Raw genomic sequence first — 13,891 nt, 5'->3', positions numbered from 1 at the left:
GACAGCACGCGACGGACCTCGGAGCCGATATGGCGCCTGAATGGCACAAATGGAGCACCCTCGATCACGGCCAGCACGCCCTGGCGTTCTGGCAAGACGCGGTCTGCTCCGGCGTGCTCGACTCCGAATTCCGGGCCGAACCTGACGCCGGATTCGCCGGCACGATGTCGAGCCAGAACCGCGCGGGAGTCCGACTTGTGAACTTCGCGAGTTCACCGCACATGATCCGGCGCTCGCAGCGGCAAGTCAGCCGTTTCAATGGCGATCACCTCATGCTCAGCCTGCAATTGCAGGGTAGCGCCCTGATGTCCCAGGGTGACGAGCAGTTGTGCCTGCGGCCGGGCGCATTCGGCCTGCTCGACACCGGATCCGCGTTCGACATCACGTTCCCGGAAGCGACCTCGCGTCGGCTCGTCCTGCTACCGCGCCACGCCTTGAGCGCGCGCGCCCCGGGTCTGCGGCGGCTGCGTGCGCCGGCCAGCCTGCCGGCCGATATGCCATTCGCGCCCGTGCTGACCGAAGCCATACGCCTGTTGACCGATACGGAGGTCAAACTGCTGGACCGCACCGTCGACACGCTGCTGGATACCGTCATCGAAATCGTCGCGCTGCATTGCACGTCCGTGGCGCAGGCCGCGGCGCCCCCTTCCACCGAACTGAGCTTCGTCAGCGTCAAGCGCCACATCGATACGGCGATCGCCAACCCGGACCTGTCGCCCGCAACGGTGGCGGCCGCCTGCCGCATATCGGTCCGCACCCTGCACCGCCTGTTCGCGCGGCATGGCCTGCTGTCGTTCGAGGCCTACGTGGTGCAGGGCCGCCTGGCACTCGCGCATGAGCTGCTGGCGGCCGGCAAGACCCGCACCGTCAGCGAGGCCGCCTTCGCTTGCGGCTTCAACAATCTCTCCCATTTCACGCGGCGGTTCTCCGAGCGATACGGCGAATTGCCCGTCAATTTGCTCAAACAAGGGCAGCCGCGCCGCTGACTGACGCCCTGGGCGGCGTCCGCTGGCGCGCTGGGCACAGCCCCGCGCGCCGCCTGGCGACAGAATGAGCTCCATCCCGGCCCTGGCCGGCAAGCTCACGTCGCACCATGCCCAAAACCATCACCATCCACCGACAAGAAGCGGTCAGCGCCGCCGCCGAGCGTTGCGTGCATTTCGGCTTTTGCACCGCCGTCTGCCCTACCTACGTGCTCGATGGCGAAGAGCTGGATTCACCGCGAGGCCGGATCGCGCTGGCGCGCGAGATGCTCGACAGCGGCGACGCACCCAGCCCGACCGCGGTGCGCCATCTGGACCGCTGTCTGTCGTGCCTGTCGTGCGAAACCACCTGCGCGGCTGGCGTCTCGTATCACGCCATCATCGACGGCGCGCGCGAGTACATCGAAAAGAGCAAGGCCCGCCCGCTGACGCAGCGCCTGCTGCGCTCAGCGCTGGCCCGGGTTCTGACGACCCCCTCGCTGCTGCGTCCCGCCGCAGCCTTGGGCCGATTGCTGCGCGGCGCAGCGGGCCGGCTGGGCGGGCCGGTGGGCGCGTTGCTCTCCCTATCTGCCGCCCCCGCGCTCGCGGCGTTCGCGCCACGGGCCGAAGCAGCTCCCCGGCCGCCCGTGGACGCGACGCGCCGCGTGGCGCTGTTGGACGGTTGCGCCCAATCCGTGCTCGGCGCCGAGATCACCGACTCGGCCAAGCGCCTGCTTGCACGCGCCGGCGTCGCCGTCATCCCCGTGCCCGGCGTGCAATGCTGTGGCGCGCTTGAACTGCACATGGGACGACGCCAGGCCGCCACCCGCCACATGGAACAGGCCGTCCGCAGCTGGTCGGCCGCACTGGAGGCGGGGCACATCGACGCCATCATCAGCACCACCTCGGGCTGCGGTTCCGTGATCAAACGCTATGAGGAACTGTTGTCTGACCGCCCGGAACTGTCGGCCCAAGTGCGACGCGTGGTCGAGGCCACCCAGGACATCGCGCAGATCGCCGCCGGCCTGCCGTTGACCGCTAGCGGCGCGGTCCTGGGCCTGGCCGTTTCTTATCACGACTCCTGTTCGCTCAAGCACGGTCTGAAGATCGAACGGCCGCCGCGCCGAGCGCTGGGCAGGCTGGACATGGAAGTGCGCGACATTGCGGAATCGCACCTGTGCTGCGGCTCGGCGGGGACCTACAACATCCTCGAGCCGGCCATCTCGGATCGACTGGGCCAACGTAAAGCGGCCCACGCCGCGGCGGGCCAGCCTGACGTGATCGCCGCCGGCAACCTGGGATGCCTCGTGCAGATCTCGCGCTTCACGCCCGTGCCCGTGGCGCACACGGTCCAGCTGCTGGACTGGGCCACGGGCGGGCCGCCTCCTCGCGGTCTTGAACACTTCCGGCCCAAGCCGCCTCAGGCGGCGGCCAATACTCCAACGCCGGCGGCCACGCCGGTTCCAGCAACCGCCGGCAGCGGCGATCTTCTGTGGTGAAAGACGAATGCCTTCCAATGATCCTATCGTAGATTTCGCCAATGCGGCCGCGGCCGAACTTGGCGCGGACGCCATCACGCTGGGCGAGGACGTCCTGGGACGTTACGGCGAACATACCCTGCCCTGCGCCGACGTGCGGCCCGGCGCAGTCGCCTATCCAGACTCGACCGCGGCGGTGCAAACGCTGGTGCGTCTGGCCAATCGCTTCCGCGTCCAGCTCTATCCCATCAGCAATGGCCAGAACATCGGGCTGGGCACGCGCTCGCCCATCCGTCCCGGCCAGGTGGTGGTGGACCTGGGCCGCCGCATGAACCGCATCCTGGAGGTCAACGAGGCGCTGGGCTATTGCGTGCTGGAGCCCGGCGTGAGCTTTCGCGCCATGCACGACGAGCTGCAGCGCCGGGAAAGCAAGCTGATGATCTCGCCGACCGCAGGTCCGTCGCAGGGCAGCATCCTCGCCAACGCCCTGGACAAGGGCGGCGGCAGCGGCGCCTACGCCGATCATTTCGGCATGAGCTGCGGCATGGAGGTCGTGCTCGGCAATGGCGACGTGATCCGCACCGGCGACGGCAGCCTGGCCGGTTCCTCGCATCCCAATTGGCACGTTTCCAAGTACAGCTTCGGCCCGACGCTGGACGGCCTGTTCTCTCAATCCAACTTCGGCATCGTCACCCGCGTGGGCATGTGGCTCATGCCCCGGCCTCCGCATATCGAACCCTTCTTTTTCACCTTCCCCGACGACGAAGATCTGGGCGAGATCGTCGAACGCATCCGTCCGCTGAAGCTAAGCAATTTCGTGCCGACGCTGATCCGCGCCACCAACGACCTGTATCTGCTGTCGTCCGCTGCCACCAACCCGGAATACGCGACCAACGGCGGCAAGCGCTCGCTGTCGGACGAAGGCCGCGCCGCACTGCGGCGGCAATATGACCTGGGATCCTGGACCGTATCAGGCGCCGTGTACGGCGCCAGCCGCGCCGCCGTGCAACCCCAGATCGACCGCATCGCCCAACATTTCCTGGCCTCGGGCAAGGGGCGCCAGCTTCCCTTGGAGGAGGCAGAAGAAATCGGCCCCCTGCACATCGCCATCAACTCCAACACCGGCGTGCCGACCGACAGCGAATTGAAGATGCTGGGCTGGCGCCCGGGCGGCGGCGCGATCTGGCTGTCGGCGGGCTCTCCTGTCGCAGGAGACATCGTCAACGACCTGCAGGCGCAGGCGCGCCGCATCTGCCAGGACCACGGGCTGGAATACCTGCTGTCGAACGTTTGCGGCGCGCGTTTCGCCCGCGCCATCCACGCCATCATCTACAACCGCGAAGACGCCGACGAAACCGCCCGCGCGGACGCCTGCTACCGGGCGCTGGCCAAGTTGTTCGCCGATCGCGGGATCTTTGTCGGGCGCGCGCCGACCCTGTACCACGGGTTCCACCAGGCCCAGCGCATGCCAGAGTTCGTGCGCGCCTGCGCATCGATCAAAGCCGCCCTGGATCCGAATGGCGTCATTGCCCCGGGCAAATACGGCATCGAATGAAGCGGAACGGCCCCGGGGTGGCTCGGCCCCGGGCGCCTTCCTGACTAGAATAGGCATTCCGTTCACCATTCGGGAATCGTCTCATGAGCCTGCAACTACGAGTTCTTTCGCTTTTTGCAATGTGCGCGATGTCGGTCGGCGCCGCGGCCGAAAGCCTTCCGGTCGTCCAGTTCATTGCCACCGGAGGCACGATCGCGATGAAGGTGGATCCGGTCACGAAAGGGGTGGTTCCCGCCATCTCTGGCGACGATCTGATGCAGACGGTGCCCGACGCCTCCAAGTACGCACGCATCGAAGTCAATAATTTCTCGGCCATGTCGGCCAATTATGTCGAACCCAAGTGGTGGACGCGTCTGACCAAGTCGGTGGATGAGGCCTTGGCTCGGCCAGAGGTGGCCGGCGTAGTGATCGCCCACGGCACCGACACGATGGAAGAAACGGCGTACTGGCTCGATTTAACGGTGAAGTCCGACAAACCGGTGATTCTGATTGGCGCGCAACGCAATGCATCTTCCGCAGATTTTGACGGCCCGCGCAACCTGCTCAACGCGATCCGGATCGCCACCGCGCCGGACGCCAAAGGCAAGGGAGTGATGATTGCGATGAACAATCAGATCAATGCCGCGCGCACGGCGACAAAGACCCACACCGCCGACGTCGAGACCTTCAAGTCTGGTGACTTCGGATTCCTTGGTGAGGTCTGGTCAGACCGCGTGCAATTCTCGCGCACGCCGTTGCGGCGCCAACACATCGATATCGGCGATGGCGAGATGCCTCGCGTGGAAATCCTGTCGATGTTCGGCGGCGCCGATGGCGATTTGCTGCGCTACGCGGTGGACCAGGGCGCGAAAGGCATCGTGGTCCAGGCTGTAGGCATGGGCAATATGAACGTCTCCATGTTCGAGGCCGTGAAGTATGCGCTGGACAAGGGCGTACCGGTCGTCATTTCGACGCGCGTGCCGAATGGGCGCACGATGCCGGTCTATGGATTCCCTGGAGGGGGAAAAACGACTTTTGACGCCGGGGCAGTCATGGCTGGCGACCTTAGCCCACAAAAGGCCCGACTGCTGCTGATGCTGCTGTTGCATCAAGGACAGCGCGGCAAGGAAGCGCTGCAGGCCGCGTTTGACCTGTGAAAGAAAACACCGCTACTGCCTCATTGCCGGCGCTTTTCGGCTTGAAACTACCAAGTTTCAGTGATTTTTAAATTTTGTTACAGGATCTAAGATAATGCGTAATAGTCCATTACAAACAGGCTGACTCAAGGGGAGCAGCCTACCTCCCCTAATAATAGGCTGCTGTGAATAAAACCTTCTGCTCCATTTGGAATCAGTCCCTGGGCGCCTGGGTCGCCGCGCCAGAAACCGCAAAGGTCAGGGGCAAAAGCACAAGCCGTGGAGCAGCAGGCCACATCGCAGGGTCGCAAACGCGCAGCATGCCGCGCAAGCGCAGTCTGGTGGTCGCCATGGCGGCGGTGTGCGCCATGTTCGGATATTTGCCCGCGGCGCAAGCCGCATGCAGCCCGGCATTTGGCCCGGGACTGACGGTCATCTGCACAGATACCATCGTCACCATCAATTTGCCCTACGACAATATGGACGTGACGGTCGCCCCTGACGCGCGGGTCAACGCGCTACTTGGCGATGCAAGTGCAATCTGGTTGACCGGCAACAACACACGCTTTAGCAACCAGGGCACGGTTGAGCCGGCGGGGGGCTTGACCCCATTCTTGACCTCTGGCGTCACCATCGGCAATGCCAACAACAGCCGGGTGGAGGTGGAAAACAGGGGGACTATCAATGGCACGGCGGGGCTGCTCAGCTCCTCCCTGCCTAACGTTCAGGGCGTGGCGCTGAATATCCAGAACGGCGCCTTTGGTAGTACCGAGGTCACCAATTCGGGGACGCTCTCATCGAAGCCCCAGATGGCGCAGTCTGTGGAGGCAGCTGATGCGCCGGTCGTGGCGATATCGGGGGGCGGCAAAGTCACCATGACGAACACCATCAACGGCACCATTACCGGCCGCATGGCGTTTGATGCATCGGCTGCCGGCAACGAATTCACCAACGCCGGCCAGATCGTAGGCGGTGTGTCGCTGGGCGCCGGCAAAGGCGCCAACCGATTCAACGCGATTACGGGTTCATGGGTGACGAAAGGAGCCGGCACGGAGCCTGCCATGTCGGTGCAGAACTCGACAATGGAATTCGCGGCCGCCGGCGTGGTCGATGGCGGCGCCGGCGGCGGCAACACCCTGGCGCTGCAAAATGCCATCGGTGGCGGCACCGGCACAGCCGGCTTGGGCACCGTGGCAAACGCCAACTACATCAACTTCAGCAACCTGATCGTCAACAGCGGCACCTGGAACCTGGTGGGGCCGGTCCTGACCGGCGCCGCCACCACAACCCAACTCAATGGCGGCGTTCTGACTGTCGACCATTCGGACGGGCTGGGCGCCGGCACGGTGACCGGCAACGGCGGCACGTTGCAAGCGGGTCGGGTGACCCTGGCCCTAAATAATGCGGTCGTGTTGGGCACCAGTGGCCTGACCGTATCCGGCGACAACGCACTCATCCTCAACGGCGAACTATCAGGTGCGGGCAAATTGACCAAGACCGGAGCCGGCAGCCTGGTGCTGAAGGGCGACAATACCTACGCTGGGATCACCACGGTGTCGGGCGGCACCCTGCAGCTCGGGACACTCAGCACGACCGGCAGCCTTGGCACGGGCGCCGTCGTGAACAACGGCCAGGTCTACCTGTCCCGCTCCAACGACATGACGCTCAGCAACGCTTTCAGCGGTACCGGCCGCATCCTTCAGAATGGTTCCGGCGTCGTATCATTAGTTGGCGATAGCAGCGCCTTTGCGGGATCGACCGATGTATCCAAGGGCGGACTGACTGTCTCGAACAAGTTAGGCGGCTCCGTCACCGCGTTTAGCGGCACCACGCTAGCCGGTTCCGGCACGATCGGTGGAGATGTCGGGGTGACGGGCGGCGTCTTGCAGGGCACGCAAGGCCAGACGTTGACGATCGGTGGCGATCTGACTCTAACGAACGCCCAGGTCAATGTGGCAGTGGGCGCCCCGGGACCGGCTGCAGCGTTGTTCGATGTCGGCGGTGAGCTGACGCTGATCAACTCCACGTTCAACGTGTCGGATATGGGCGGGCTGGGCACAGGTGTCTACCGCCTGTTCAACTACAGCAAGACGTTGACCGCCTCCTCGCTGGGCTTCGGGTCGATGCCCGCCGGGGTTGGCGCGGGCAGTCTGACGCTGCAGTTCATCACGGGCAAGGTCAATCTGGTGTCGACCGTCGGCACGGTGTTCGACTACTGGGATGGCAACACCGCCGGCACGCACGCCAACGGTGCCGTCAATGGCGGTTCGGGCGTCTGGAACGCCGCCAACAGCAACTGGACCACGTCCGATGGCGCGTCCAACGGCACGTTCGCATCGCCCTCCTTTGCCACGTTCAAGGGCACGGCGGGCGTCGTAACCGTGGATGCCACGGCGGGCGCGATCGGCGTCAAAGGCATGACGATCGGCACGGATGGCTATGTCATCCAGGGCGATTCCATCGCGCTGCAAGGCGGCAGCCAGACGACGATAGGGGTCGGCAACGGCACCGCAGCCAGCAGCAACTTCATCGGCACCATCAACGCGTCGCTGACCGGCGCAAGCAAGCTGTTCAAGACCGACTACGGCACCCTGGTGCTGGGCGGCAACAACACCTACGCCGGCGGCACCGACATTCAGTTCGGCACGCTGTCTGTCTCGGCTGACAACAATCTGGGCGCCGCCAACACCGATGTGGCCATGACCGGCGGCACGCTCGCCACGACCGCCAGCTTCGACACGAACCGCCGTATCGCGTTGACGCAAGACGGCGCCATCAACGTGGCCACGGGTATGCAGTTGGGCCTGACCGGCACGGTGTCGGGCACGGGCGCCCTCATCAAGCAAGGCGATGGCACGCTGGCGCTGACAGGCACAAACACCTACGGCAGCACGCGTGTGCAAGCCGGCACCCTCATCGGTGATAGTGCATCCATTCGTGGCAATCTGCAGAACGCCGGCACGGTCATCTTTAACCAAACGTGGGATGACAGCGTGTCGGGCATGCTGATCGGCTCCGGCGCCATCACTAAGCGCGGCGCGGGCATCCTGACGCTCAACGGCCCGAACACGCTGAACTGGAATATTGAGCAAGGCACGCTTGTCAGCGACGTGACCCGCTACACGGCCAACGCCGCGATCGGTGCCGCAGGCACACTGCGTTTCGATCAACCCACCGAAGCCGATTACGCCGGCCGAATTTCCGGCAGCGGCACCTTCGAGAAGACCGGGGTGGGCATGCTGAGCCTGAACGCGGACAGCAGCGCATTCACCGGCACGACGCGCGTCACGAACGGCACGCTGGTCGTGACCAACAAGCTGGGCGGCAACGCAGAGGTGTCCAACGGCCGCCTGCACGTTAGCGGCACCTTGAGCGGCAACGCCGCCATCGGCCACAACGTCATCCTTTCCGGCACCGGCACCATCGGCCAGAACGTCACGCTGACAGGCGGCATCCTGCAAGGCGCGCAAGGCAAAACGTTGAAGATCGGCGGCAACCTGGCGCTGGACAATGCCAGCCAGGTCAACGTGTCGCTGGGCCGCGCCCCGTCCAACGCGCTGTTCAATGTGGGCGGCGACCTGGCCTTGGCCGGCACGCTCAACATCACCGACCAAGGCGCATTCGGCGCGGGCGTCTACCGCCTGTTCGACTATGGTGGCGCACTGACCACCAACACGCTGGCCATCGGTACCGCCCCCACCGGCATCACCGCCAACGACTTGCGCATCCAGACCGCCGTCAACGGCCAGGTCAACCTGATGTCCACCGCGGGCGCCACGCTGAGCTTCTGGGACGGCGGCGACGCTACGCGGCGCGATAACGGCGTCATCGATGGTGGCTCGGGCGCATGGCGCACGGATGGCCTGAACTGGACCACGGTAGACGGCACCCTCAACGGCCGCTTCCAACCTAACCCGACTTACGCCGTGTTCCAAGGCGCGGCAGGCACGGTGTCGGTGGACGCGTCAGCAGGCGGCGTGGGCGTGACGGGCATGCAGGTCGCGACCAATGGCTATCGCATCGAAGGCGATCCGATTGCGTTGGCGGGCGGCGCGGAAACCATTGTGCGCGTGGGTTCGGGCGGCGTGTCCGGTGCGGCAATCACCGGCACCATCAAGTCCAACCTGACCGGTGCAAGCAAGCTGGTGAAGGCCGACTACGGCACGCTGGTGTTGACGGGCGACAACACCTACACGGGTGGCACTGAAGTTCGCGCAGGCACCTTGTCGGTGGCGTCCGACAGGAATCTGGGCGCAGCCGCAGGCGCGCTGACGTTGAACGGCGGCGCGCTAGCCACCACGACCAGCTTTGATTCCGCGCGCGCTGTGACGCTGACACAAACCGCCGGTATCACGGTGGCGGCAGGCACCACGCTGGGCTTGCAAGGCGCCATCGGCGGCACGGGCAATCTGCAAAAGCTGGGCGGTGGCACCTTGACGCTGACGGGCGCCAACACTTACGGCAACACGCAAGTGCTGGCCGGCACGCTGGTGGGCGATGCGACATCCTTGCGAGGCGACCTGGCGAACGACGGCTCCGTTGTGTTCAAACAGGCCACGGACGCCAGCTACGCCGGCTATATCTCCGGCACCGGCTCGATGGTCAAGCAAGGTGCGGGCGAGTTGACCTTGACCGGCATCAGCGGTCAGGACTGGCGTATCGATGCTGGCACCGTCACGGCCGGCGCAGGGCGCTACACCGGCAATACGATGATCGCCTCGGGCGCCACGATGCGCTTTGATCAATCGGCTGGCTCCTCCTACGACAGCGTGCTGTCTGGCGCAGGCCAGCTCACCAAGACGGGCGGGGGCACGCTGATGCTGACGGCCGACAGCAGCGCCTTCACGGGCCGGACCGAGGTTCAGGCCGGCACGCTGATGGTGGGGAACAAGCTGGGCGGGGATGTTTCGGTGACGAGCGGGCTGCTGTACATCGACGGCGTGCTGGGCGGTAATGCGGCGATCAGCGGTGGCGGCATGCTGTTCAACGGTGGCCGTATCACGGGCAACGCCACGCTGGCAGGCGGCGTGCTGATAGGAGAACAAGGGTCCAAGCTTTCCATTGGCGGCGACCTCACGCTGGATAGCGCCAGCCAGGTCAACGTGTCTCTGGGCCGCGCGCCCGTCCCGGCCTCGGCCTTGTTCGATGTGGGCGGCAATCTGACCTTGGCTGGCACATTGAACGTGACCGATAACGGCGGATTTGGCGCGGGTATTTATCGCCTGTTCGACTATGGCGGCAACTTGTTGAACAACGGCTTGGCCCTGGGCGCAACGCCGGCCGGCGTCGCCGCCGGCGCGCTGACGCTGCAAACCGCCACGCGTGGTCAGGTCAACCTGGCGTCCACGTCCGGCGCCACGCTCAGCTTCTGGGATGGTGGCGACACGGCGCGCCACGACAACGGCACCATCGACGGCGGCTCAGGCACGTGGCGCGCCGATGGCCGCAACTGGGCCAACGTGGACGGCACGTTGAACGGCGTCTTCCAGCCCAATCCCACGTTCGCCATCTTCCAGGCGCAAGCGGGCACGGTCACGGTCGACGCATCGGCGGGCGCCATCGGCATCACCGGCATGCAGATCGCCACTAATGGCTACCGCATCGAAGGCGACGACATCGCGCTGCAAGGCGCGGGCGGCGAAAGCATCATCCGAGTGGGTGAGGGATCAGCCGCGGACGCCACCACCACCGGCACCATTGCATCCCGACTGACCGGCGCCAGCAAGTTGGCCAAGACCGACTTCGGCACGCTGGTGCTGACCGCAAACAACACCTACACCGGCGGCACCGATGTGCGCCAGGGCGGCTTGTCGGTGTCCAAGGACGCGAACCTGGGCGCAGCCTCGGGCGGCCTGACGCTGAGCGGCGGCGTGCTGGCCACGACGGCCAGCTTCGATACGAACCGCGCCGTCGCAATCACGCGGACGAGCGGCATCTATGTGGCGTCTGGCACGACGTTCGGCCTGGCTGGCGCCATTGCCGGCAGCGGTGATTTGACCAAGACTGGCGCGGGCTTGCTTACTGTATCGGGCGACGGCAGCGCGTATACGGGCAACGCATTGGTGCAGGCTGGCGCGTTGAACATCGCGTCAACCGGCAAGCTCGGCGGCACGCTGACGCTGGCCAACGGCACGCTGCTGCAAGGCGCGGGCCAGGTCGGCGAGACCACGCTGCAAAGCGGTGCGATCCTTGCGCCGGGCAACCTCAACGGCACGCTGAATGTGGCGGGCGACCTGACGTTCATGCCAGGTTCGGTCTACCAAGTGGCGGCTGACCCGGCATCGTCCACCAGCGCGCGCGTGGCCGTCAGCGGCGTGGCGAACCTGGCCGGGTCCGTCGTACACGTTGGGCCGGAAGGCGGGTTCGAAAGCACGCGCCAATACACGATCCTGACGGCGGGTTCCATCAACGGCCAGTTCAACACCGTGTCGTCCAACTACGCGTTCCTGGACCCGGCGCTGCGCTACGGCACGCAAGACGTCACGCTGCAACTCGGCCGCAAGCAGGTGCCGGTGGACCCCGCAACGCCCACCGCGCCTAACCGCCCGATCACGTTTGCAGACGCTGCACGCACCGGCAACCAACGCGCCGTGGCCAACGCGCTGGATAGCCTGCCGTCGGGCAATGCGCTGCACGAGTACATCCTGACCTTGCCCGAAGGCGCGCCGCCTGCCGCCTTCAACAGCCTGTCGGGCGAAGCGCACGCAAGCGTCGCGTCCAGCCTGATGGGGTCCAGCACCACCACGCGCACGCTGCCGCTGTCTTACCTGCGCGCCAACCTCAGCGCGGGCATGCGTGCCGGCGCACCGACGGCGCAGGCCGGCGGCACGTTGTCCGCCGCGGCGCTGCCGTCATCGAACGCGCAGCCCGCCTGGGCGGAGCTCGTGGGCAACTGGCAAACCCAGAAAGCCACCGACAACACCGCGCAGGTCCGTCAGCACACGGGCGGCGTCTTCGCCGGCGCCGACCATGCCGTAGGCAATGGCTGGCGCCTGGGCGGTGCCGTCGGCTACACCGACAGCAAAATCCGCGTGGACGACCGCGCCTCGCAGGCCGATGTGTCCGGCTACAGCGCCGCCATCTACGGCGGCAAGGCCTTCGAGGCCGGCGCGGGCAAGCTGAATCTGCTGGTGGGCACGTCCTACACCTGGCACGACGTCAGTACCAGGCGCTACGCCACAGTGACTGGCGATTCGCAGAAACTGACTGCCGACTACGGCGCCAGCACCACCCAGCTTTTCACCGAATTGGGCTATGCGCTGCCCTTGTCCGACGGAGCCACGATCGAACCGTTTGTCGGCCTGGCCTGGAGCGACCTGCGCACGCGTGGCTTCTCGGAGTCGGGTGGGTCGGCCGCATTGCGGGGTCAGAGCAGCAACGACCAGCAAACCACGAGCACGCTGGGCGTGCGGGCGCAGACCGACTTCACGCTGGCTGGCGCTGAAGGCCGCTTGCAAGCCACGCTGGGCTGGCGTCATGCATTCGGCGATGTGCTGCCGCAAACCTCCATGGCCTTTGACGGCGGCCAGGCCTTCACGGTGTCGGGCTCGCCCATCGCCCGCAATGCGGCGCTGGCCGAGTTGGGCGCCGAAGTGGCGGTGTCGCGCAATGCAACGATGGGCTTGAACTACAGCGGACAGTATGGCGGCGGTAACCGCGAACATGCCGGTTCGGTGAACGTGCGGTGGCGATATTGAGGGTGACTGGATGAGCGGGACGCGGACCGCAACACTTCGGTGAACAAGCGGTCTCGCCCCGAACGACGGGCAGCGGCCCCCGGCCCTGCCCGTCTCAAAGTTCGTTCAAGGATTTTTCCGTCAGGTTCTTCGCCAGATATTCCACCAGCGATCGCACTTTGCCAGCCATCAGCCGCTGATGGGTCATCAATGCAAACACCGGCCTTGGCGGGGTTTCCGTTTCCGGCAGCAAGGGTAGCAGCCGGCCAGCCGCGACATGCTCGGCGATGGCCCATGCGGGCGCGTAGACGATGCCCGCTCCCGCTGCCGCGGCGGCGACGACGCCATCCACCGTGTTCGAGCGCATCCGTGTGCGCATACGCACCGTCGTGGGTTTGCCTTTTTCCATCAGCGTCCACATCTCTTCCGTCGCCAGGTGGCTGTAGACGAGGCCGTCGTGTTGCAGAAGGTCCTGCAGGCTGGCGGGCACGCCATGCCGCGCCAGGTAGTCGGGCGAGGCGCTGAGCACCCAGCGAATGGATCCAAGGCGCCGGGCCACGAGGCTGGAACTGGGTTGCTCGCCCACCAGCACGGCCAGGTCTATCCCCTCCTCCAGCAGATTGACGGGGCGGTCGATCAGATGCAGGTCCAGCGTCACGTTGGGATGCAGCACCAGGAACTTCGCGAGCAGGGGTTGCAAGTGGACCCGGCCGTACAGGGTGGGCGCGGTGACACGCAAGCGGCCCGAGGGCTCGGCGGCCTCGATCTGCATGCTGCTTTCCAGTTCGTCCATCTCGGCCAGCAGGCGTTTGGCTTCGGTGTAGTAGCGCTGCCCCGCCTCGGTCAGCCTCAGGATTCGGGTCGAGCGGACAAGCAGCCGCGTGCCCAGGCGTTCCTCCAGCGCGCTGATGCGCCGGCTGACCGACGCCAGCGAGATCCCGCTCACGCGCGAGGCGCCGCTGAGACTGCCCTGGTCAACGGCTGCCACCAATAGCGCCATGCCTTCCGATCGCGTCACCATCCCCTCATCCTCGACGTTTTTCGCAGACGTTCCTGCCGTTCCAGTATTTCATATCTGCAAGGCTGATTTACGGATTTTGCTATT

The 13,891-nt window shown here is 65.6% G+C and carries 6 protein-coding genes and 1 pseudogene; 6 read left to right on the top strand and 1 reads right to left on the bottom strand.

From position 1 onward, the window contains the following. Nucleotides 1-29 precede the first annotated feature (29 nt). The 6 genes and pseudogenes from AC27VE_RS08075 to AC27VE_RS08050 all read left to right on the top strand — a co-directional run bounded on the left by AC27VE_RS08075 (nucleotide 30) and on the right by AC27VE_RS08050 (nucleotide 12,807). Nucleotides 30-986, top strand: coding sequence for a helix-turn-helix domain-containing protein (locus AC27VE_RS08075; protein ID WP_488703525.1), 957 nt, complete (start codon nucleotides 30-32; stop codon nucleotides 984-986). Between the two features lie 107 nt (nucleotides 987-1,093). Further along, the gene (gene glcF / locus AC27VE_RS08070) at nucleotides 1,094-2,461 is read left to right on the top strand and encodes a glycolate oxidase subunit GlcF (protein WP_488703524.1); all 1,368 of its coding nucleotides are present in this window, start codon (nucleotides 1,094-1,096) and stop codon (nucleotides 2,459-2,461) included. 7 nt (nucleotides 2,462-2,468) lie between these two features. Continuing rightward, nucleotides 2,469-3,995, top strand: a complete 1,527-nt coding sequence (locus AC27VE_RS08065; RefSeq protein ID WP_488703523.1) for an FAD-binding oxidoreductase — start codon at nucleotides 2,469-2,471, stop codon at nucleotides 3,993-3,995. An 83-nt stretch (nucleotides 3,996-4,078) separates the two neighbouring features. Then, a complete protein-coding gene (locus tag AC27VE_RS08060; protein WP_488703522.1) occupies nucleotides 4,079-5,131 on the top strand; it encodes an asparaginase in 1,053 nt (350 codons plus the stop codon). A gap of 164 nt (nucleotides 5,132-5,295) precedes the next feature. Next, nucleotides 5,296-5,406 (top strand): annotated as a pseudogene (locus AC27VE_RS08055) (ESPR domain-containing protein); the annotation flags it as partial. Between the two features lie 24 nt (nucleotides 5,407-5,430). Continuing rightward, nucleotides 5,431-12,807 carry an autotransporter domain-containing protein gene (locus tag AC27VE_RS08050; RefSeq protein ID WP_488703555.1) on the top strand — a complete coding sequence of 2,459 codons (7,377 nt, stop codon included), beginning with the start codon at nucleotides 5,431-5,433 and terminating at the stop codon, nucleotides 12,805-12,807. 94 nt (nucleotides 12,808-12,901) lie between these two features. Here AC27VE_RS08050 and AC27VE_RS08045 read toward each other — a convergent pair whose 3' ends face one another. Further along, nucleotides 12,902-13,807 carry a LysR family transcriptional regulator gene (locus AC27VE_RS08045; RefSeq protein WP_006223475.1) on the bottom strand — a complete coding sequence of 302 codons (906 nt, stop codon included), beginning with the start codon at nucleotides 13,805-13,807 and terminating at the stop codon, nucleotides 12,902-12,904. Nucleotides 13,808-13,891 lie beyond the last annotated feature (84 nt).

It is taken from the genome of Achromobacter sp. 18P8.1.1 (assembly GCF_057799415.1).
Note: the sequence above shows the minus strand (reverse complement) of the source record. Positions and strands in the feature narration are given on the sequence as shown.

What these genes read in the sequence shown, in the direction of transcription:
- AC27VE_RS08045 (WP_006223475.1), bottom strand. Translation starts at nt 13,807, where the DNA reads ATGGTGACGCGATCGGAAGGCATGGCGCTATTGGTGGCAGCCGTTGAC.
- glcF (WP_488703524.1), top strand. Translation starts at nt 1,094, where the DNA reads ATGCCCAAAACCATCACCATCCACCGACAAGAAGCGGTCAGCGCCGCC.
- AC27VE_RS08050 (WP_488703555.1), top strand. Translation starts at nt 5,431, where the DNA reads ATGCCGCGCAAGCGCAGTCTGGTGGTCGCCATGGCGGCGGTGTGCGCC.
- AC27VE_RS08075 (WP_488703525.1), top strand. Translation starts at nt 30, where the DNA reads ATGGCGCCTGAATGGCACAAATGGAGCACCCTCGATCACGGCCAGCAC.
- AC27VE_RS08065 (WP_488703523.1), top strand. Translation starts at nt 2,469, where the DNA reads ATGCCTTCCAATGATCCTATCGTAGATTTCGCCAATGCGGCCGCGGCC.
- AC27VE_RS08060 (WP_488703522.1), top strand. Translation starts at nt 4,079, where the DNA reads ATGAGCCTGCAACTACGAGTTCTTTCGCTTTTTGCAATGTGCGCGATG.